The 20,467-nt window shown below is 56.9% G+C and carries 21 protein-coding genes and 5 tRNA genes; 7 read left to right on the forward strand and 19 right to left on the reverse strand.

Features of this window, described 5'->3' with window-relative positions; genetic code table 11:
- Nucleotides 1–25: 25 nt before the first annotated feature.
- The 18 genes from luxS to mltB all read right to left on the reverse strand — a co-directional run bounded on the left by luxS (nt 26) and on the right by mltB (nt 13,736).
- Complete coding sequence (gene luxS, locus FOY93_RS17320; protein ID WP_014833019.1) at nt 26–541, reverse strand: S-ribosylhomocysteine lyase; 516 nt, start codon at nt 539–541, stop codon at nt 26–28.
- Nucleotides 542–694: 153 nt separating this feature from the next.
- Nucleotides 695–2,239, reverse strand: a complete 1,545-nt coding sequence (gene gshA / locus FOY93_RS17325) for a glutamate--cysteine ligase (protein ID WP_143345436.1) — start codon at nt 2,237–2,239, stop codon at nt 695–697.
- Nucleotides 2,240–2,322: 83 nt separating this feature from the next.
- Complete coding sequence (locus FOY93_RS17330) at nt 2,323–2,751, reverse strand: YqaA family protein (protein ID WP_008499541.1); 429 nt, start codon at nt 2,749–2,751, stop codon at nt 2,323–2,325.
- On the reverse strand, nt 2,748–3,314 hold the full coding sequence (gene yqaB / locus FOY93_RS17335) for a fructose-1-phosphate/6-phosphogluconate phosphatase (protein WP_032648006.1): 567 nt from the start codon (nt 3,312–3,314) through the stop codon (nt 2,748–2,750). The genes FOY93_RS17330 and yqaB overlap by 4 nt, the downstream gene beginning before the upstream one ends.
- A 117-nt stretch (nt 3,315–3,431) precedes the next feature.
- Nucleotides 3,432–3,508, reverse strand: a tRNA-Arg gene (locus FOY93_RS17340).
- Nucleotides 3,509–3,668: 160 nt separating this feature from the next.
- Nucleotides 3,669–3,745, reverse strand: a tRNA-Arg gene (locus FOY93_RS17345).
- A gap of 29 nt (nt 3,746–3,774) precedes the next feature.
- Nucleotides 3,775–3,851 (reverse strand) — tRNA-Arg (locus FOY93_RS17350).
- Between the two features lie 64 nt (nt 3,852–3,915).
- Nucleotides 3,916–3,992, reverse strand: a tRNA-Arg gene (locus FOY93_RS17355).
- 4 nt (nt 3,993–3,996) lie between these two features.
- A tRNA-Ser gene (locus tag FOY93_RS17360) sits at nt 3,997–4,089 on the reverse strand.
- A 342-nt stretch (nt 4,090–4,431) separates the two neighbouring features.
- A complete protein-coding gene (csrA, locus tag FOY93_RS17365) occupies nt 4,432–4,617 on the reverse strand; it encodes a carbon storage regulator CsrA (protein WP_000906486.1) in 186 nt (61 codons plus the stop codon).
- Between the two features lie 241 nt (nt 4,618–4,858).
- A complete protein-coding gene (alaS, locus tag FOY93_RS17370; RefSeq protein ID WP_143345437.1) occupies nt 4,859–7,486 on the reverse strand; it encodes an alanine--tRNA ligase in 2,628 nt (875 codons plus the stop codon).
- Nucleotides 7,487–7,617: 131 nt separating this feature from the next.
- Nucleotides 7,618–8,118, reverse strand: coding sequence for a recombination regulator RecX (gene recX, locus FOY93_RS17375; RefSeq protein ID WP_143345438.1), 501 nt, complete (start codon nt 8,116–8,118; stop codon nt 7,618–7,620).
- A gap of 69 nt (nt 8,119–8,187) precedes the next feature.
- Nucleotides 8,188–9,246, reverse strand: a complete 1,059-nt coding sequence (gene recA, locus FOY93_RS17380; RefSeq protein WP_024907698.1) for a recombinase RecA — start codon at nt 9,244–9,246, stop codon at nt 8,188–8,190.
- Between the two features lie 89 nt (nt 9,247–9,335).
- Nucleotides 9,336–9,833: a nicotinamide-nucleotide amidase gene (pncC, locus tag FOY93_RS17385; RefSeq protein ID WP_032643004.1), complete on the reverse strand. Its 498-nt coding sequence runs from the start codon at nt 9,831–9,833 to the stop codon at nt 9,336–9,338.
- Nucleotides 9,834–9,962: 129 nt separating this feature from the next.
- The gene (locus FOY93_RS17390; protein WP_143345439.1) at nt 9,963–10,841 is read right to left on the reverse strand and encodes a metal ABC transporter substrate-binding protein; all 879 of its coding nucleotides are present in this window, start codon (nt 10,839–10,841) and stop codon (nt 9,963–9,965) included.
- Between the two features lie 14 nt (nt 10,842–10,855).
- Nucleotides 10,856–11,716, reverse strand: coding sequence for a metal ABC transporter permease (locus FOY93_RS17395; RefSeq protein WP_032660373.1), 861 nt, complete (start codon nt 11,714–11,716; stop codon nt 10,856–10,858).
- The gene (locus tag FOY93_RS17400) at nt 11,713–12,366 is read right to left on the reverse strand and encodes a metal ABC transporter ATP-binding protein (RefSeq protein ID WP_143345440.1); all 654 of its coding nucleotides are present in this window, start codon (nt 12,364–12,366) and stop codon (nt 11,713–11,715) included. Before FOY93_RS17400 ends, FOY93_RS17395 begins: the two co-directional genes overlap by 4 nt.
- A 269-nt stretch (nt 12,367–12,635) precedes the next feature.
- Nucleotides 12,636–13,736: a lytic murein transglycosylase B gene (mltB, locus tag FOY93_RS17405; RefSeq protein ID WP_168708011.1), complete on the reverse strand. Its 1,101-nt coding sequence runs from the start codon at nt 13,734–13,736 to the stop codon at nt 12,636–12,638.
- A gap of 252 nt (nt 13,737–13,988) precedes the next feature.
- Between mltB and srlA the strand changes: the two genes are divergently transcribed.
- The 7 genes from srlA to gutQ all read left to right on the forward strand — a co-directional run bounded on the left by srlA (nt 13,989) and on the right by gutQ (nt 18,898).
- Entirely contained in the window at nt 13,989–14,552 is a 564-nt protein-coding gene (srlA, locus tag FOY93_RS17410; protein WP_003862164.1) for a PTS glucitol/sorbitol transporter subunit IIC, read from the forward strand.
- On the forward strand, nt 14,549–15,508 hold the full coding sequence (gene srlE / locus FOY93_RS17415; protein ID WP_143345441.1) for a PTS glucitol/sorbitol transporter subunit IIB: 960 nt from the start codon (nt 14,549–14,551) through the stop codon (nt 15,506–15,508). Before srlA ends, srlE begins: the two co-directional genes overlap by 4 nt.
- A gap of 12 nt (nt 15,509–15,520) precedes the next feature.
- The gene (srlB, locus tag FOY93_RS17420; RefSeq protein WP_008499554.1) at nt 15,521–15,883 is read left to right on the forward strand and encodes a PTS glucitol/sorbitol transporter subunit IIA; all 363 of its coding nucleotides are present in this window, start codon (nt 15,521–15,523) and stop codon (nt 15,881–15,883) included.
- A 14-nt stretch (nt 15,884–15,897) separates the two neighbouring features.
- Nucleotides 15,898–16,677 carry a sorbitol-6-phosphate dehydrogenase gene (srlD, locus tag FOY93_RS17425; protein ID WP_023294411.1) on the forward strand — a complete coding sequence of 260 codons (780 nt, stop codon included), beginning with the start codon at nt 15,898–15,900 and terminating at the stop codon, nt 16,675–16,677.
- Nucleotides 16,678–16,743: 66 nt separating this feature from the next.
- Complete coding sequence (gene gutM / locus FOY93_RS17430; protein WP_045908515.1) at nt 16,744–17,103, forward strand: transcriptional regulator GutM; 360 nt, start codon at nt 16,744–16,746, stop codon at nt 17,101–17,103.
- Between the two features lie 63 nt (nt 17,104–17,166).
- Nucleotides 17,167–17,940 (forward strand): glucitol operon DNA-binding transcriptional repressor SrlR, encoded by a 774-nt coding sequence (gene srlR, locus FOY93_RS17435; RefSeq protein ID WP_143345442.1) that lies wholly within the window; start codon nt 17,167–17,169, stop codon nt 17,938–17,940.
- A complete protein-coding gene (gutQ, locus tag FOY93_RS17440; RefSeq protein ID WP_111965491.1) occupies nt 17,933–18,898 on the forward strand; it encodes an arabinose-5-phosphate isomerase GutQ in 966 nt (321 codons plus the stop codon). The genes srlR and gutQ overlap by 8 nt, the downstream gene beginning before the upstream one ends.
- On the opposite strand, the gene norR is transcribed toward gutQ, so the two are convergent.
- Nucleotides 18,895–20,409, reverse strand: coding sequence for a nitric oxide reductase transcriptional regulator NorR (gene norR / locus FOY93_RS17445; protein ID WP_143345443.1), 1,515 nt, complete (start codon nt 20,407–20,409; stop codon nt 18,895–18,897). The genes gutQ and norR overlap by 4 nt on opposite strands.
- Between the last annotated feature and the right edge of the window lie 58 nt (nt 20,410–20,467).

Consider the following 20,467-nt stretch of genomic DNA (forward strand, 5'->3'; position numbering starts at 1 on the left):
CCCTGAGGGAGAGGGAAAAGGTGCACTAGATGTGCAGTTCCTGCAGTTTTTCTTTCGGCAGGGCCAGCTCTTCGTTGCTGTTCACGCGAACATCACGCTCGATGATGTGGCGCGCGATTTCCTGCGCTTCTTCCAGAGAGTGCATCTGGTAAGTACCGCACTGGTAAACGTTCAGCTCTGGGATCTGGTTCTGCTCTTTCACCTTCAGCACGTCCTGCATGGCCGCTTTCCAGGCATCTGCCACACGTTTCTCTTCAGGCTGACCAATCAGGCTCATGTAGAAACCGGTACGGCAGCCCATCGGAGAGATATCGATGATCTCAACGCCGTTGCCGTTCAGGTGGTCACGCATGAAGCCAGCGAACAGGTGTTCCAGCGTATGAATGCCTTTCTCCGGCATCACTTCTTTGTTTGGCACGCAGAAACGCAGATCGAAAACGGTGATCGTGTCGCCGTGCGGGGTGTGCATGGTCTTCGCCACGCGGACTGCAGGTGCTTCCATACGGGTATGGTCGACAGTAAAGCTATCTAATAACGGCATACGTCACCTCCGACAGTGATTTTTTTTAAAATAAACTGAACTCTTCTACAGAATGCGCGTCTGAGTATATGAAAGACGCGCATTTGTTATCATCATCCCTGAATTCAGAGATGTATATTTTGGCCACAGCGATGTGGCCTTTTTCTTTTCTGCTTAAGCCTGCTTAGCCAGAAACGCCTCAAACGACTCGGTATCCGCCGCTTCAACCTCTTTCTGACGCACCACGGACGCATCGCGTTCCGCGACAAAATCTGCTTCACTCAGGATTTCTAACGGCTCCTGCATCAGCATTTCACGGTACTCCGCCGAAAGTGAGCGACCCGTACCACCAATGCCCTGATCGATCATAGAACGCAGAATACGCGCTGAGAATGTCAGTTCCGGGTTATCAAAGCACGCTACCAGCTGGTCGCAAATCTGTTGATATGCGTCGCCACCGTCGATGCTGTCCATCGTCCGGGCAACTCGCTTCAGATCGCGGAACAGATCTTTACCGACTTTCGTCAGCGGGAACTGTGCCGTTTCGCAGCCGATACCCAGCGTCAGACCCGGTTTACGTCCTTCCAGAATAACGCGGTTCCAGTTTGTTCGGGTACAGAGCAGTTCGTCTGAACTCATTTCCGGCGCATCCGCCAGCACGCACCAGACCATAAACAGATCCAGGAAGCGAACCTGCTGCTCATCAACGCCAATCGGTGAGAACGGGTTGATATCCAGCGAGCGCACTTCAATGTATTCGATCCCGCCGCGCTGCAGCGCATCCGACGGGGTTTCGCCGCTGCGCGTCACGCGCTTAGGACGAATAGGCGCATACAGTTCGTTCTCAATCTGCAGCACATTGCTGTTGATTTGCAGGCGCTTACCGTCTTTTTCGAGGCCGATTTTCTCGTACTCTTCCGACGGGGTTTTGATCGCCCGCTTCAATCCTGCCACATATTCGTGCAATTCGTTAAACGTAATACCGAGATTGCTTTGCGATTTATTGGTATAACCGAGATCGCTCAGGCGCAGAGAGGTGGCATACGGGAGATAGTACATTCCGCAATCGGTCTTCTCGAACGGCAGCGTGGTCGGTTTCCCCTGCAGGAACGAAGAACAGATCGCCGGGGAGGCACCAAACAGATACGGGATCACCCAGCCGAAACGGTAATAGTTGCGGATGAGGCGGAAATAGCCCTCCGAGATCGCGTCTTTATCCGTTTCACCGCATTTCGCCTGCCAGAATGCCATTGGCAGCGAGAAGTTGTAATGCACACCCGAGATCGTCTGCATCAACGCGCCGTAGCGGTTTTTCAGCCCTTCACGATAGAGCGTTTTCAGCCGGCCGATATTTGACGTGCCGTACTGCGCCAGCTCAATCTCCTGGCCCTGCTCGATATAGCACGGCATGCTGAGGGGCCACATACGTTCGTCGCCCAGGTTGCGCGCGGTATAACGATGGATATCGCGCATGATCGTCAGCATATGATCAATATCACCCTCTACTGGGGTGATGAACTCCAGCAGCGCTTCAGCGAAATCGGTTGTGATCCATTTATGTGTCAGCGCCGAGCCTAACGCCTTCGGGTGACCCGTCGTCGCTAAACTGCCGTCTGCGTTAACGCGCAGCGTTTCACGCTCAAGACCACGCTGAATACCCTTCAATGCCTGAGGGTGGTTTTCCAGCCAGGCCAGCGCCTGAGATACGTCCGGGATCAAATTGACCTCCCGCCTGTCAAAGTAATGTTACTCAGCATAATTGTAATGGTTGACGATTGAAGGTCGCGTATTCATTCCACCAATTAGTGCCACCACGTCATACCCTGTAGTGTTGCCCACGCCACGAGAACATAGCGCAACGCCTTGCCAAGGCACAAAAAAAAGAGCACCGGTCCCCAGGAGATGCGCATCCATCCCGCCAGCAGACACAGTAAATCGCCTATTACAGGCATCCAGCTTAATAACAGCGTGGCAGCGCCATAGCGTTTTAGCCAGCCGACTGCCTTTTCCTGCCAGCGCGATTTTTCACGCAGCGGAAAGAAACGCCCAAGAATAACGTTAGTCAGCCCTCCAAGGCTATTACCCATTGTTGCTATTAATACAAGCAGCCAGGGCTGACTCACGCCGGACAACAGCATCGCCACCAGCACCACTTCCGAATTTCCCGGTAACAGCGTGGCGCTTAAAAAACTGCTGGCGAATAATGAGGCAAGTGACAGCGCGTCACTCACAGTAAGCGTACATCCACCGCATCCATTCCGGCATCACGCGCGGCCTGGATGCCGAAATCGGCATCTTCAAACACGACGCATTTTGCGGCCGGGACGCCCATTAATTCTGCGCAAAGCAGGAAGGTGTCCGGTGCGGGCTTGTGATGTTTAACATGATCGGCGGCGACCACGGCAGAAAAATAGTGGCGCAGGCCAAGATGATTGAGCAAAGCTTCTGCAATCGCACTTTCGCTGCCTGTTCCTACCGACATCGGGCGACGCCCGTGCCACTCTTTTACCACATCAATCAGCGGCAGAGGGCGTACGGTATCTAAAAGCATGGCTTTTACTGCATCGGTTTTTTCGCGCGCGAGCAGGTGCGGGTCGAGATCGGCCTGATTCAGTTCAATCACGGCCTGTGCAATACGCCAGGTGGGAGATCCGTTGAGGGCAATCATCGCCTGAAGATCGAAACGCATACCGTAGCGGCCCAGGACGTCTGTCCAGGCTTGACGATGCGTGGGTTCGGTATCCAGGAGAGTGCCATCCATATCGAAGATCAAACCGTCATACTGTGCGTACATCGTGCTCTCGCTAAACGATTAACAAAGCATTACTTTATCGTAAATGGTGGTTTTTGTCGCTGACTGAGAGTGTGATTGCTGACGGAACGTCGAAGGAATAAACAAAGAAGGAGAAGATGGTGCATCCGGGAGGATTCGAACCTCCGACCGCTCGGTTCGTAGCCGAGTACTCTATCCAGCTGAGCTACGGATGCATCGGGAAATGCTTTCAGAAACAGTAAATGGTGCATCCGGGAGGATTACTCGGCTGCGCCTCGCCCTTCGGGCCGTTGCTAAAGCAACGTTATCCTCCCTAGTGCTTGCGATTAACCCGCAGACCTTGAAACAACAGCGTGGCTATTATCTCGGAGAATATGGTGCATCCGGGAGGATTCGAACCTCCGACCGCTCGGTTCGTAGCCGAGTACTCTATCCAGCTGAGCTACGGATGCATCAGGGTACTGCTTTCAGAAATAGTAAATGGTGCATCCGGGAGGATTCGAACCTCCGACCGCTCGGTTCGTAGCCGAGTACTCTATCCAGCTGAGCTACGGATGCATCGGGATTTACTACTGTACTGCTCGATATTCATATCACTTCTAAAGCAATATGAAGTAATAGATGGTGCATCCGGGAGGATTCGAACCTCCGACCGCTCGGTTCGTAGCCGAGTACTCTATCCAGCTGAGCTACGGATGCAAAATGGCGGTGAGGCGGGGATTCGAACCCCGGATGCAGCTTTTGACCGCATACTCCCTTAGCAGGGGAGCGCCTTCAGCCTCTCGGCCACCTCACCACTCAACGCCTCTTTCGAGTGCTTCGAGCAACTCGTTAAGAGCTTCTCGTCGCTGCGTGGCGCATATATTACTTTCTGGGACTTATAAGTCAAACAATTTTCCAAAAGCTTTTATCGTTTGCACAAATCACACGCAATTCGCATGTAAAAGCCGCAAAGAGGGTGTTTTATAAGCGGATTTTGCAGGATTCTTCACAGAAAACCTATGCAGAAAAGGCGGCGATAGGACGAGTTAAGGGTTATGGAGCGGTTAAAAAGAGAGCGATTGAAATTAAACGGTAACTTTGAGCAGGAAAAATGACAGGAGGGTTGCGTCTCGCCCGACAGCGAGACGCGACAATATCAGTAACTGGACTGCTGGGATTTTTCAGCCTGGATACGCTGGTAGATCTCTTCACGGTGGACAGATACTTCTTTAGGAGCGTTAACACCAATACGTACCTGGTTACCCTTTACCCCTAAAACTGTCACGGTGACCTCATCCCCAATCATGAGGGTCTCACCAACTCGACGAGTCAGAATCAGCATTCTTTGCTCCTTGAAAGATTAAAAGAGTCGGGTCTCTTGTATCCCGGCATTATCCATCATATAACGCCAAAAAGTAAGCGATGACAAACACGTAAAGTGTAAGCAGTCACGGCATCACATTCTGTTAAACGTAAGTTTAGCCGATATACACAAACTCAACCTGACTTTATCGTTATCGATAGCACAGTGAACAAGACGCCATAACGTTACCGCTATGGCGTCTGCTTGTGCTTTGTAGTTATTACAGTTTCGCGCTTACCCAGCTTTCAACGCTGGCCAATGCTGCAGGGAGTGCCGCCGCATCCGTACCACCGGCTTGCGCCATGTCCGGACGACCGCCCCCCTTGCCGCCCACCTGCTGAGCGACCATACCAATCAGTTCCCCTGCTTTTACGCGGTCGGTCACATCCTTAGATACGCCCGCAATCAGAGAAACCTTACCTTCTGCCACTGTCGCCAGCACGATGACGGTAGAACCAAGCTGGTTCTTGAGATCGTCGACCATAGTACGCAGCATCTTAGGCTCAACGCCCGCCAGATCGCTGACCAGCAGTTTGACGCCCTTAATGTCTACAGCCTTGCTGGAGAGGTTTGCACTCTCCTGCGCCGCAGCCTGCTCTTTCAGCTGCTGCAGCTCTTTTTCCAGCTGACGCGTGCGATCCAGCGCAACGCGCACTTTCTCGCCCAGGTTCTGGCTATCGCCTTTCAGCAGTTGCGCGATATCGTGCAGCTGATCGCTCTGCGCATGCAGGCTGGCAATCGCACCTTCACCGGTCACCGCTTCAATACGACGCACGCCTGCCGCCGTACCCGACTCGGAAACAATACGGAACAGGCCGATGTCACCGGTGCGCGAGGCGTGTGTACCACCGCACAGCTCGGTAGAGAAGTCGCCCATGCTCAACACGCGAACACGATCGTCATATTTCTCACCAAACAGCGCCATCGCACCTTTTTTCTTCGCGTCCTCAAGATCCATGATGTGAGTCTCGATTGGCAGGTTACGACGGATCTGCGCGTTTACCAGATCTTCCACCGCACGGATTTCAGATGGTTTCATCGCTTCAAAATGCGAGAAGTCGAAGCGCAGCACTTTGTCGTTAACCAGAGAACCTTTCTGTGCAACGTGGGTACCGAGCACATCGCGCAGGGCCGCGTGCATCAGGTGGGTTGCCGAGTGGTTCAGACGAATGCGCGCGCGGCGAGCTTCATCAACGTTAGCCTGGACGCCCTCGCCCACTTTCAGAGAACCGGAAACCAGCTTGCCCTGGTGACCAATCGCCTGACCGTATTTCTGGGTGTCGCTGACGCTGAAGCTGAAACCGTTGCCTTTCAGTTCGCCCTTATCGCCAACCTGACCGCCGGATTCGGCGTAGAATGGCGTTTTGTCCAGAATGACAACCGCATCCTGGCCCGCGCTGATGCTGTCCACGGCTTTGCCGTCAACAAACAGGGCGGTCACTTTGCCGGTCAGTTCCAGCGCCTCATAACCTTTGAATTCAGACGCGCTATCAACGCGGATCATCGCGTTGTAGTCTGCACCGAAACCGCTGGACTCACGCGCACGACGGCGCTGCTCTTCCATCGCGGCTTCGAAGCCCGCTTCGTCAACTTTGATGTTGCGCTCGCGGCAAACGTCCGCCGTCAGGTCAACCGGGAAGCCATAGGTGTCGTACAGGCGGAAAGCGGTTTCGCCATCCAGCGTATCGCCCTTGAGTTTCGCCAGCTCTTCGTCCAGCAGCGCCAGACCGCGCTCCAGAGTACGGGCAAACTGCTCTTCTTCGGTTTTCAGAACCTGCTCAACCTGCGTCTGTTGTCGTTTCAGCTCGTCACCGGCTGAACCCATCACGCCGATCAGTGGCCCAACGAGTTTGTAGAAGAAGGTGTCCTTCGCGCCCAGCATGTTGCCGTGACGAATAGCACGACGAATGATACGACGCAGCACGTAGCCACGGTTTTCATTCGACGGGATAACGCCGTCTGCAATCAGGAACGCGCAGGAACGAATGTGGTCCGCGATAACGCGCAGCGATTTGTTGTTCAGATCGGTCGCGCCGGTGACTTCGGCAACGGCTTTGATCAGGGTGCTGAACAGGTCAATCTCATAGTTGGAGTTAACGTGCTGCAGAACCGCGGCAATACGCTCCAGGCCCATACCGGTATCAACGGAAGGCTTCGGCAGCGGCTCCATCGTACCGTCGGCCTGACGGTTGAACTGCATGAAGACGATGTTCCAGATCTCAATGTAGCGATCGCCGTCTTCTTCCGGGCTTCCTGGAGGGCCACCCCAGATGTGGTCGCCGTGATCGTAGAAGATCTCGGTGCACGGACCGCAAGGACCGGTGTCACCCATCTGCCAGAAGTTGTCGGACGCGTAAGGCGCGCCTTTGTTATCGCCGATGCGAATAATACGCTCGCGCGGGATCCCGACTTCTTTTTCCCAGATTTCGTAGGCTTCGTCATCGGTTTCATAGACGGTAACCCACAGACGCTCTTTCGGCAGGTTGAACCAGTTTTCACCGGTCAGCAGTTCCCACGCATACTGAATGGCATCGTGTTTGAAGTAGTCGCCGAAGCTGAAGTTACCCAGCATTTCGAAGAAGGTGTGGTGACGCGCGGTGTAACCGACGTTTTCCAGGTCGTTGTGTTTACCGCCCGCACGCACGCAACGCTGTGAGGTTGTGGCGCGGGAATAATTACGCTTGTCGAGACCAAGGAACACATCCTTGAACTGGTTCATCCCGGCGTTGGTAAACAGCAGAGTCGGATCGTTGTTCGGTACCAGGGAGCTGCTGGCAACAACCTGGTGTCCCTTACTATGGAAAAAATCGAGAAACGCCTGACGGATCTCAGCGGTGCTCTTGCTCATAATTATCCTGAAATCAAGCTAACGAAATGTCGTAGCCAGCCTGTATCGGTAAACCGTTGGACAGACCAGCTACTGGAAAAAGTGGGAATAAGATAAGTTTTCTTTAGTGGGAAGTAAAATCCCGCATGCGTTCAATCGGCAAAATTACGCCAGATATCCTGAATATCTTCCATCAGAAAGCCGCGGTAGAGCAAAAAGCGCTGGATTTTGACTTTTTCTGAAAATTCACGCGGCAGCGGCTCGCCGTACTTGCGAATCGCTTGTTCTCTTGCCAGTTCGCACCAGTCAATATCGCATTCGCGCATCGATTTTTCGATGGACTCCCTGGCTACCCCTTTCTGGTTTAGCTCCTGCCGGATGCGCGCGGGCCCGTATCCTTTACGGCCACGGCTGGCGAGAAACCGCGAGGCAAAACGCTCGTCATCAAGATAGCGATGCTCATAGCACCAGGCGATGACGCGGTCATAATCTTCCGCGGCGGCATCAATCTCTTCCGGGCCGTTTTTACTCATCACCGGCGCCGACAGTTTTCGCCGCAGCTCCTGTTCACTGTGGTCACGGACGGCCAGGATGCGCACCGCGCGATCAAGTAAGCGTGCATACGCGGGTCGACGTGTTGTCGGTTCACTCATAAAAAAACCTGCTGATTCAGAAATGCAAAAAGGGCCGCATCAGCAGCCCTTCATTGTTAAACGAGAGAATTAAAAGTCTTCGTTAGTTTCTTCAGCATCCGCGCTATCAACCGCGAAATCAGGCGTGGAGTCCTGGTTGTTCAGCAGAAGCTCACGCACTTTCTTCTCGATCTCTTTCGCCGCAGCCGGGTTCTCTTTCAGCCAGGAGATGGCATTCGCTTTACCCTGACCAATCTTGTCACCGTTGTAGCTGTACCAGGCGCCCGCTTTTTCAATCAGCTTCTCTTTCACGCCCAGGTCAACCAGCTCACCGAAGAAGTTAATACCTTCGCCGTAGAGGATCTGGAACTCAGCCTGCTTGAACGGCGCAGCGATTTTGTTCTTCACAACCTTGACGCGGGTTTCGCTACCGACGACGTTCTCACCCTCTTTCACCGCGCCGATACGGCGGATATCCAGACGGACAGAGGCGTAGAATTTCAGGGCGTTCCCCCCGGTCGTGGTTTCCGGGTTACCGAACATCACGCCGATTTTCATACGGATCTGGTTGATGAAGATCAGCAGCGTGTTGGACTGCTTCAGGTTACCCGCCAGCTTACGCATCGCCTGGCTCATCATACGAGCCGCAAGGCCCATATGAGAGTCGCCGATTTCGCCTTCGATTTCGGCTTTTGGCGTCAGTGCGGCAACGGAGTCGACCACGATAACGTCAACAGCACCAGAACGCGCCAGCGCGTCACAAATTTCCAGTGCCTGCTCACCGGTGTCCGGCTGAGAACACAGCAGGTTGTCGATATCGACACCCAGCTTACGGGCATACACAGGGTCCAGCGCGTGCTCGGCATCGATAAACGCACAGGTTTTACCTTCGCGCTGTGCCGCGGCAATGACCTGCAGCGTCAGGGTGGTTTTACCGGAGGACTCTGGCCCGTAGATTTCTACGATACGGCCCATAGGCAGGCCGCCAGCGCCCAGCGCGATATCCAGAGAAAGCGAACCGGTGGAGATGGTTTCCACATCCATGGAACGGTCTTCACCCAGGCGCATGATGGAGCCTTTACCGAATTGCTTTTCGATCTGGCCCAGTGCTGCCGCCAACGCTTTCTGTTTGTTTTCGTCGATAGCCATTATTACTCCTGTCATGCCGGGAGAAGCGACTGTGCTTCACCGTGGATTTCTGTTCTGTTGGTGCAATTATACTGTATGGTCATACAGTATCAAGTGTTTTGTAGAAATTGTTGCCAGAGCGTTTTTAACGCATATTCCGTTGCCTGACGACGCACGCTTTCGCGATCGCCGCTGAAGCACTCCCGGCGGGTGATGCCTTCGCCTTTAGAAGTAGCAAACCCAAACCAGACTGTGCCGACAGGCTTCACGTCGCTGCCGCCGTCCGGGCCCGCAATGCCGCTAATGGAAATTGCGTAATCTGCGCGCGCCTCTTTGAGCGCACCAATGGCCATCTCGATCACCACCGGTTCGCTGACCGCGCCATGCTGTTCAAGCGTGGATTCGCGCACGCCAATCATCTGTGCTTTAGCTTCGTTACTGTAGGTCACAAATCCGCGTTCAAACCAGGCGGAACTGCCGGCAATATCGGTAATCGCTTTCGCCACCCAGCCGCCGGTGCAGGATTCCGCGGTGGTGATTGTCGCGCCACGCTGCTTCAGCGCAAGGCCAACAATCTCGCTAAGCTGCATCAATTCATGGTCAGTCATTCTCGCTCCAGGCATCAGAAAAACGTGCTGCACAAGATAGCACTTTCTCGTCAGATGTGGGGATGCACTTCAGGTTTTACGAGGGAGCTTCAGAAAAAAGCCGATGCGGGCGCACCGGCCGTGGAAATGTTATTTCATGCTGTCGGCGAGGGTGTTCACATTGTGGCGAAATGCCTTAACGTAGGTGTCTGCCACCCCGCCTTTTGCCGACAGAGCTTCCGGATACAGTTCGCCCCCCGGCTGTGCGCCCGTCGCCGACGCTATCTGCTTCACCAGACGCGGATCGAGCTGATTTTCCATAAACCAGGTTTTGACGCCGTCGGCTTTGATCTGATTGATAATCTCAGCAACCTGCGACGCGCTGGCCTCGCTCTCGGACGACAGTCCCTGCGGCGCCATAAACGTCACGCCGTAGGCGCGGCTGAAATAGCCAAACGCGTCATGGCTGGTCAACACGTTACGCTTCGCCTGCGGGATCTGGCTAAAGCGCGTTTTGGCCCAGCTATCCAGCTGGTTAAGCTGCGCGATATACGGTTTACCGGAGGCTTCCAGCGCGGCTTTGTCCTGCGGATCGGCTTTCACCAGCCCGTTCAGAATATTTTGTGCATACAGCGCCCCGTTCGCCGCGCTGTTCCACGCGTGCGGATCGGTCACGGTCTTTCCATCTTCCTCAAGCGTGTGAGTTTTCACCCCGACTGAGGCGACGACCAGCTGTCCTTTGAACCCGGAGGCCTTCACCAGCCGATCGAGCCAGCCCTCCAGCCCCAGGCCGTTCACCACCACCACATCGGCCTTGCTCAGCGCCGCGCTGTCTTTCGGCGACGGTTCAAACGTATGCGGATCGCCGTCCGGCCCCACCAGCGTCGTCACGTTCACATGGTCACCGCCCACCTCCTGCGTGATATCCCCCAGTATCGAAAAGCTGGTGACCACATTCAGCGTTTTCGCCATCACGCCGTGCGACATCATCCCCAGCGCGAGCGCCACTACTAATCCTGTTCGTTTCATCGTTTCCCCTTGCGTTAAAAAAGCGCGCGCAGGCTGCCAGCGAGCCTGCTTCGCGTGCCCAGTAAAATGGAAATAAAGAACAGCGCGCTGGCAGTGAGCACGATGGATGGCCCGGCAGGCAAACTCATTGCCCAGGAGAGGCTCAGCCCCAGCCATGCGCAGAAAATACCGCTGATGCCCGCCATCAGGAGTAACGCAGGCAGCGTGCGCACCCAGCAGCGGGCCGCCACGGCTGGCAGCATCATCAGCCCGACGGCCATCAGCGTGCCGAGCACCTGAAAACCAGCCACCAGGTTAAGAACCAGCAGCGCCAGAAACAGTCCGTGCAGCAGGCCGGGCAGCCAGCGGGCGTTCACCTGTAGCCAGGCGGTATCAAACGCTTCTGTGACCAGCCCGCGATAGAACAGCGCCAGCGTGATAAGGGTGAACATACACACGCCCGTAACAAACAGCGCGGCGTCGTTGTCCACGGCGAGGATGGAGCCAAACAGCAGATGCAGCAGATCGACATTCGACCCGCGCAGCGACACCAGCGTGACGCCCAGCGCCAGTGAGCCAAGGTAAAACCCCGCGAAGCTGGCATCTTCCTTAAGCGGCGTGCGTCGGCTGACCAGACCGGCCAGCAGCGCCACGGTAATGCCCGCGATAAAACCGCCAATACTCATCGCCAGCAGCGACATGCCGCTGAGTAAATACCCCACGGCAACGCCCGGCAAAATGGCGTGAGAAAGAGCGTCGCCCATCAGGCTCATCCGACGCAGCTGAAGAAACACGCCGAGCGCGGTAGTGCTGACCGAGAGCGCAAGGCAAACCACCAGCGCGCGACGCATAAAGCCGTACTCAATAAACGGCTGAAAAAAGAGATGCCAGATCATGCCACCCTCACCCGCTCGGTTTTCCACTGGGGCACGTCAGCATCCAGCCGCAGCGTTTGCGGGAAATGGCGCGACACGCGCTCGCTGTCGTGCAGTACCGCGAGCAGCGTTTGCCCCTGCATATACATCTCCAGCATCACGTCCATCAGCACGTTGCAGGTGGCTTCATCGACGCCGGTAAAGGGCTCATCCAGCATCACCAGCGGCGCCTGCTGTACCAGAACGCGGGCAAACAGCATGCGCTGGAACTGCCCGCCGGAGAGCTCATCGATGGTGGATAAGGCCATGGTTTCCAGTCCGACGCGCTCAAGCGCGCTGGCAATACGCAACCGCGTTTCGCGACGAAACCCGGAAAGCAGCGAAATGCCCGGCCAGCAGCCCATGCTGACGACATCGCGCACGGTCAGCGGAAACTGCGCCTCCAGCGCGTGACGCTGTGCCAGCCATCCGATTACCGGACGCTTCCCCTGCCAGCGAAAGCCACCGCTGACGGGAGGAATAAACCCCGCCAGCGTTTTCAGCAGCGTGGATTTCCCGCAGCCGTTAGCGCCGATAATGGCGGTCATGCTTCCGCGCTCAATCGTGCCCGAAAGTGGCCGCGTAATGGGCTGGCGTTCATATCCCGCGACCAGTTCATTCAACACAATCATGGCAATGCCACCGCCCAGCGCACGGCCAGCCCGATAAAAACAACCAGCACCAGCCCCAGCAAAAGCCGCACCAGAGCAGACAGAGAAAAAAGGGATGTTGACATCTCGACACCATATTAAATGTTATAACATAACAATACTGAAAGGTGGTTAAGATGTAAATGGCGGGTTTGCAGAGGGAGTGTGGCGAAATGTTTCTGCGGGAAATAGGTGCGCGCGGGTGCCCTCACCCTAGCCCTCTCCCAAAGGGAGAGGGGGAATAAGGTGACTTACTGACTAAACGGTGACGCCGCCGGCACGCGGGCCTGCGATACCGCCAGCCCCAGCTGCCATACGGCCATCGCATAGTGGGTGCTGTGGTTATAGCGGGTAATGGTGTAGAAATTCGGCAGACCGTACCAGTACTGATAGCCCGTCCCGACATCCAGACGCAGCAGGCTCGCCTGTTGCGCGTTGCCCAGCGGCTGCGTTGGCGTTAGGCCTGCCGCTGCCAGCTGCGAAATGCTGTAGTTGGTTTTGAACCCGTTTTCCAGCCCCAGCGCCTGGCCGTTGGCCTGCACCGCCACCTGGCCGCCCGGCACCCAGCCGTGCGCCTTGAAGTAGTTCGCCACGCTGCCGATGGCATCCACCGGATCCCACAGGTTGATATGGCCATCTCCGTTAAAGTCGACGGCATACTGTTTATAGGACGACGGCATAAACTGGCCGTAGCCCATCGCGCCGGCAAACGACCCTTTCAGATCGAGCGGATCGTCCTGTTCGTTGCGCGCCATCAGCAGGAAGGTTTCCAGCTCGGAAGAGAAATACTCCGCGCGGCGCGGATAGTTAAAGGAGAGCGTCGCCAGCGCATCCAGGATGCGGGTTTTCCCCATCACGCGGCCCCAGCGGGTTTCCACGCCGATAATCCCGACGATGATTTCAGGCGGTACGCCGTACACCTGCCACGCGCGGTTGAGCGCCTCTTCATACTGATTCCAGAACGCCACGCCGTTTTGCACGTTGTCCGGGGTAATAAACTGCTTGCGATAGCGCAGCCACGCGCCGTTCGGCCCGCTCGGCACCTGGGCCGTCGGCGCCTGTCTGTCCATCAGGCGCAGCACATAGTCCAGACGCTTCGCCTGAGACAAAATTTCGTGCAGCTGCTGTCTGTCAAAGCCGTGTTTGCTCACCATTTTATCGATGAACTGCTCGGCCGCCGGGTTATTCGCGAAGTCGCCCCCCATCTGCATCATATTGTGCTGCGGCTCCAGCAGGAATCCTCCGGAAGGCTCGCCCGCCGTTTGCTGAACGGCTTCGGTCTTAGGTTTGCTACTACAGGCAGACAGCAGAATAAGCGCAGGCAACAGCGCTGCATAACGACGCTTGAACATGAGACATCCATTTAACGGGTTCGATAAGAACCCAGTATGGTAAAGCATGCGCAACACCTCAAGGAAGCGGTACGCACCTTCCCTACGCAAATCCGCGCTTTTTTCCATCGAAAATCATTATCCCCACCAATAAACTTTCAAAATAATCCTTTTTTCTTTCATTGTGAGATCCAATTAACACTTTAAAATCTTTCAAAGTGATTATTATTAGCCCAGCCAGACAAAAACAAAAAAGCCTCACAGGAGAGAAGAATGATAGAAACTATCACCCACGGCGCCGAGTGGTTCATCGGGCTATTTCAAAAAGGCGGAGAAGTGTTCACCGGCATGGTGACCGGGATCCTGCCCCTGCTGATCAGCCTGCTGGTAATCATGAACGCGCTGATCAACTTTATCGGCCAGCAGCGCATTGAACGCTTCGCCCAGCGCTGCGCCGGAAACCCGCTGTCCCGCTACCTGATACTGCCCTTTATCGGCACCTTCGTGTTCTGCAACCCGATGACCTTAAGCCTCGGCCGCTTCATGCCGGAAAAGTACAAGCCGAGCTACTACGCCGCCGCCTCCTACAGCTGCCATTCCATGAACGGCCTGTTCCCGCACATCAACCCCGGCGAACTGTTTGTCTATCTCGGGATCGCCAGCGGCCTTACCACGCTTGGCCTGCCGCTCGGCCCGCTGGCGGTGAGCTACCTGCTGGTCGGTCTGGTCACCAACTTCTTCCGCGGCTGGGTGACAGATCTCACCACCGCCATTTTTGAGAAAAAAATGGGCATCCAGCTTGAACAGAAGGTCCATCTTTCAGGAGCCACAGCATGAACCGGATCCGCATTGAGAAAGGCACGGGCGGCTGGGGCGGCCCGCTGGAGTTCAACGCCACCGAAGGCAAAAAGATTGTGTACATCACCGCGGGCACGCGCCCGGCGATCGTCGACAGGCTGCGCGAGCTGACGGGCTGGGAAGCGGTCGACGGCTTCAAGGAAGGCGAGCCGCCGGAAGCGGAAATCGGCGTGGCGGTGATCGACTGCGGCGGCACGCTGCGCTGCGGTATCTATCCGAAGCGCCGTATTCCGACGGTAAATATTCACTCCACCGGTAAATCCGGCCCGCTGGCGCAGTACATCCTTGAAGACATTTATGTCTCGGGCGTAAAGGAGGACAACATTACTCTGGTGAATGGCACTGCCGCGCCACAAAAAGCGGCCCCGCGCGAGTACGACACCAGCCAGAAGATCACCGAGCAGAGCGACGGCCTGCTGGCGAAGGTCGGGATGGGCATGGGTTCCGCCGTGGCGGTGCTTTTCCAGTCCGGGCGCGACACCATCGACACGGTGCTGAAAACCATTCTGCCGTTTATGGCGTTCGTCTCGGCGCTGATCGGCATCATCATGGCCTCCGGCCTGGGCGACTGGATTGCCCACGGCCTCGCCCCGCTCGCCAGCCACCCGCTCGGGCTGGTGACGCTGGCGCTGATCTGTTCCTTCCCGCTGCTGTCGCCGTTCCTCGGCCCGGGCGCGGTGATCGCTCAGGTCATCGGCGTGCTGATTGGCGTGCAGATTGGTCTGGGGAACATTCCCCCGCACCTCGCCCTGCCCGCCCTGTTTGCCATTAACGCCCAGGCGGCGTGCGATTTCATCCCCGTTGGGCTGTCGCTGGCCGAAGCGCGCCAGGACACCGTGCGCGTGGGCGTGCCGTCCGTGCTGGTCAGCCGCTTCCTGACGGGCGCGCCCACGGTGCTGATTGCCTGGTTTGTCTCCGGCTTTATTTATCAATAAGAGGTTCCTGCAATGACCGTGATTTACCAGACCACCATTACCCGCATTGGCCAGAGCGCCGCCGACGCGCTGAGCGACCAGATGCTGATCACCTTCCGCGAAGGGGCGCCTGCGGATATCGAAGAGTTTTGTTTTATCCACTGCCACGGCGAGCTGAACGGTGAGCTGAAGGCCGGTAGCCAGCTTGAGCTGGGCGAGGCGCGCTATGCCGTGACCGCCGTCGGCGACGTGGCCGAACAAAACCTGCGCGAGCTGGGCCACATCACCCTGCGTTTCGACGGCCAGCCGCAGGCCGAGTATCCCGGTACGGTTCACGTGGCGGGCCCGGTTCCGCAGGCTGTCACCCCAGGCTGCACGTTAAAATTTGTTGCGTAATTAAGGAGATAGACATGAGTCAGGTTGCCGTTGTCATTGGTGGAGGACAAACCTTAGGCGAGTTCCTCTGCCGTGGGCTTGCCGCAGAGGGCTACCGCGTGGCGGTAGTGGATATTCAGAGTGAAAAAGCCGCCCGCGTGGCGGACACCATTAACACCGAGTTTGGCGAAGGAATGGCGTACGGGTTTGGCGCCGACGCCACCAGCGAGCAGAGCGTGATGGCGCTGGCCCGCGGCGTGGACGAGATTTTTGGACGTACCGATCTGCTGGTCTACAGTGCGGGAATTGCGAAAGCGGCCTTTATCAGCGATTTCGAACTGGGGGATTTTGACCGCTCGCTGCAGGTCAATCTGGTGGGCTATTTCCTCTGTGCCCGTGAGTTTTCCCGTCTGATGATCCGCGACGGCATTCAGGGGCGCATCATTCAGATCAACTCCAAATCAGGGAAAGTGGGCAGCAAGCATAACTCCGGCTACAGCGCGGCGAAGTTTGGCGGCGTGGGGCTAACGCAGTCTCTGGCGCTGGATCTGGCCGAGTACGGCATTACCGTGCACTCGCTGATGCTGGGCAACCTGCTTAAATCGCCGATGTTCCAGTCCCTGCTGCCGCAGTATGCCACCAAGCTCGGCATCAAGGCTGAGGAAGTGGAGCAGTACTACATCGATAAAGTGCCGCTGAAGCGCGGGTGCGATTATCAGGACGTGCTGAACATGCTGCTGTTTTACGCCAGCCCGAAAGCCTCGTACTGCACCGGGCAGTCGATTAACGTCACCGGCGGGCAGGTAATGTTCTGATCGAGCGGCCTGATGCCTTCACCCTACCCCTCTCCACCGGGAGAGGGAACACAATAAGGAGCCGATATGGTCACCGCACTCATCACCGTCGCCGCCCTCGCCTGGCTCTGCCAGATGGCGTTCGGCGGCTGGCAAATTCACCAGTTTAACCGCGCGTTTGATGCCCTGTGCCAGAAAGGCCGCGTGGGCGTCGGGCGTTCCGGGGGACGCTTTAAACCGCGAGTCGTCGTGGCTATTGCGCTGGACGAAAACAATAACGTCTGCGATTCCCTCATCATGCGCGGCATGACCGTCTTTGCCCGTCCGGTGAAAATCCAGGCAATCAACGGCATTTCGCTGCAGGAATTGCAGCCTGATGTGATCTTTCCCCATGATCCGCTCTGTCAGAATGCACTATCATTAGCGCTTAATCTGAAACATGGATAATTTCGTTGTGAAAGATATAGACTTGCGAAATTATCATTTCGCAACCTAAGGAACGAAGCGCCTATGAAACCTCGTCAGCGGCAGGCGGCCATTCTCGAGCATCTGCAAAAGCAGGGAAAATGTTCGGTAGAGGATCTGGCCCACTACTTTGACACCACCGGCACGACGATACGCAAGGACCTCGTATTGCTTGAAAACTCTGGCGCCGTCATTCGAACCTACGGCGGCGTGGTGCTCAATAAGGACGAAGCCGACCCGCCTATCGACCACAAAACGCTGATCAATACCCACCAGAAAGCGCTGATAGCCGAAGCCGCCGTAAAATTTATCCACGATGGCGACTCCATCATTCTGGATGCAGGCAGTACCGTTCTGCAGATGATCCCGCTGCTCAGCCGCTTTAATAACATCACGGTGATGACCAACAGCCTGCACATCGTCAACGCCCTGTCGGAGTTCGACAGCGAGCAGACCATCCTGATGCCCGGCGGCACCTTCCGCAAAAAATCGGCGTCGTTTCACGGTCAGCTGGCGGAAAATGCCTTCGACCACTTCAGCTTTGATAAGCTGTTTATGGGCACCGACGGCATCGACCTGAACGCCGGCGTTACGACGTTCAACGAGGTGTTCAGCGTCAGTAAAGCCATGTGTAACGCTGCACGGGAAGTGATTTTGATGGCCGACTCGTCGAAGTTTGGCCGCAAAAGCCCCAACATTGTCTGTAGCCTTGAAAGCGTCGATAAGCTGATTACCGACGCGAGTATCGACCCGGCGTTCAAAAAAGCGCTGGAAGAGAAAGGAATCGACGTGATCGTAACCGGAGAGAGAGATGAGTGATTTTCTGTTAGAAACGGGCCGCCAGACGCTGATGCTGGAGCTGCAGGAAGCCAGCCGCCTGCCGGAACGTCTGGGCGAGGATTTTGTCCGCGCTGCCAACACCATTATCCACTGCGAAGGCAAAGTGATCGTGGCGGGCATCGGTAAATCCGGCCATATCGGCAAAAAGATTGCTGCGACGCTCGCCAGCACCGGCACCCCGGCCTTCTTCGTGCATCCGGCAGAGGCGCTGCACGGCGATCTGGGGATGATAGAAAGCCGCGACGTGATGCTGTTTATCTCCTACTCCGGTTCGGCCAAAGAGCTGGATCTCATTATTCCGCGCCTGCAGGAAAAATCGGTTGCCCTGCTGGCGATGACCGGGAAATCCCGCTCGCCGCTGGCGCTGGCCGCCAAAGCGACGCTGGATATTTCCGTTGAGCGTGAAGCCTGTCCGATGCACCTCGCCCCGACCTCCAGCACCGTGAATACCCTGATGATGGGCGACGCGCTGGCGATGGCGGTGATGCAGGCGCGCGGGTTTAACGAAGAAGATTTCGCCCGCTCGCATCCGGCGGGGGCGCTCGGGGCACGCCTGCTCAACAAGGTTCACCACCTGATGCGCACCGACGATGCTATTCCGCAGGTCAAACTCAATACCAGCGTCATGGACGCGATGCTGGAGCTCAGCCGCACCGGTCTGGGGCTGGTGGCGGTGTGCGATGACGACGGGTACGTCAAAGGCGTATTCACCGACGGCGACCTGCGCCGCTGGCTGGTGGGCGGCGGCAGGCTGGAAACCCAAGTGTCGGACGCCATGACCAAAGGGGGGCTGACGCTGAACGCCGAGAGCCGCGCCATTGAAGCCAAAGAGGTGCTGATGAAGCGCAAAATCACCGCCGCACCGGTGGTGGATGACACCGGCAGGCTGTGCGGCGCCATCAACCTTCAGGATTTCTATCAGGCCGGCATTATCTAACCCTTCATTCCCAGACGCTTCGCCAGCCGGTGCAGGTTGGCGACGTCCATCTCCAGCGCCCGCGCGCACGCCGCCCAGCTGCGGTTATTCTGCTCCAGCGCGCGGGTAATCATCCGACGCTGGAATTCTTCCGTCGCCTCGCGCAGATTCTCGTTTGCGCTCTCAGGCGCAGCAGCCTTCACGGTCGGGGCAGTTTCCTCATGCAGTGCAAAATGCCGCGCATGAATTACCACCTCATCTCCCGAACGCGTCGCCCGCGCCAGCACCACCGCGCGGTGGATCGCATGCTCCAGCTCGCGCACGTTGCCCGGCCAGCCGTAGCTTAGCAGATGCGACCTCGCACCCGGGCTCAGCACCACGCGGGAAAGCCCCATCCTGAGACGGCACTGCTCGCAGAAAAAGCCCGCCAGCAGCACCACGTCGTCCCCGCGCTCGCGCAGCGGCGGCACGGTAAGCGGGAACACGCTCAGGCGATGGAACAGGTCGGCGCGGAACTGCCCTGCCAGCACCGCTTCACGCAGGTCACGGTTGGTGGCCGCCAGCACGCGAACGTCCACTCTGTGGCTGCGGTCATCCCCCACGCGCTGGATGTCGCCGTACTGCAGCACGCGCAGCAGCTTGGCCTGCAGCGACAGGGAGAGCTCGCCGATTTCGTCCAGAAACAGCGTGCCGTTATCGGCCATTTCGAACTTGCCGCTGCGGTTGCTGATGGCCCCGGTAAACGCCCCTTTAACGTGACCAAACAGCTCGCTTTCCGCCACGCTTTCCGGCAGCGCGGCGCAGTTGAGGTACACCAGCGGGTTCACCGCACGCGGCGACGCTTCGTGAATGGACTTCGCCACCAGCTCCTTGCCAGTGCCGGTCTCCCCGAAGATCAGCACGTTCAAATCGGAAGCGGCAACGATCTCAATCTCTTTTTTGAGCTGCGCCATGCCCGGAGAGAGGCCAATCATCTCCGTATGCGTGACCTGCTCAAACGCCGCCGGGCTGCCGGGAAGGATATTCTGGATCTCAAGCTGTTCAATCAGCAGCGCGTTGTTAAGCGCCCCGGCGGCCAGGGCGGCAATCAGGCGCAGCTCTTCGTCGCTAAAGGCATCGAACTGGTCCGGCGAAAGGCCGTCGAGGGTCAACGCGCCAATCAGATTTTGTCCGGCAAATAAAGGCAGGCCGATACAGGCGTGCACCTTCAGGCTCTCCTGGCCGGGAATAAGCCCATCGTACGGGTCGGGCAGATCGCTGTCCGCCGGAAAGCGCACCACGTCACCCGCGCGGGCGATAGTTTCCAGACGCGGATGGCCCTCAAGGGTAAAACGCCGTCCGAGCACGTCCTTCGCCAGCCCGTCGATAGCCAGCGGAATAAACTGCCGCCCCTCGTAGCGCAGCAGTGCGGACGCATCGCACTCAAGCACGTGGCGCAGCGTGGAGATCAGCCGCTGAAAGCGGTCCTGATGGCCGATACCGGTCTGCAGCTCAATGGCGATCTTCGCCAGCACGTCTACGGAAAAGCTCATAGTGACCTCGCTGTCATTTTGACAATGCATGTTGTCATATTGACACCTCTTTTGATAG

It is taken from the genome of Enterobacter sp. 18A13, from assembly GCF_007035975.1.
In the GTDB taxonomy this organism is placed as follows: domain Bacteria; phylum Pseudomonadota; class Gammaproteobacteria; order Enterobacterales; family Enterobacteriaceae; genus Enterobacter; species Enterobacter vonholyi.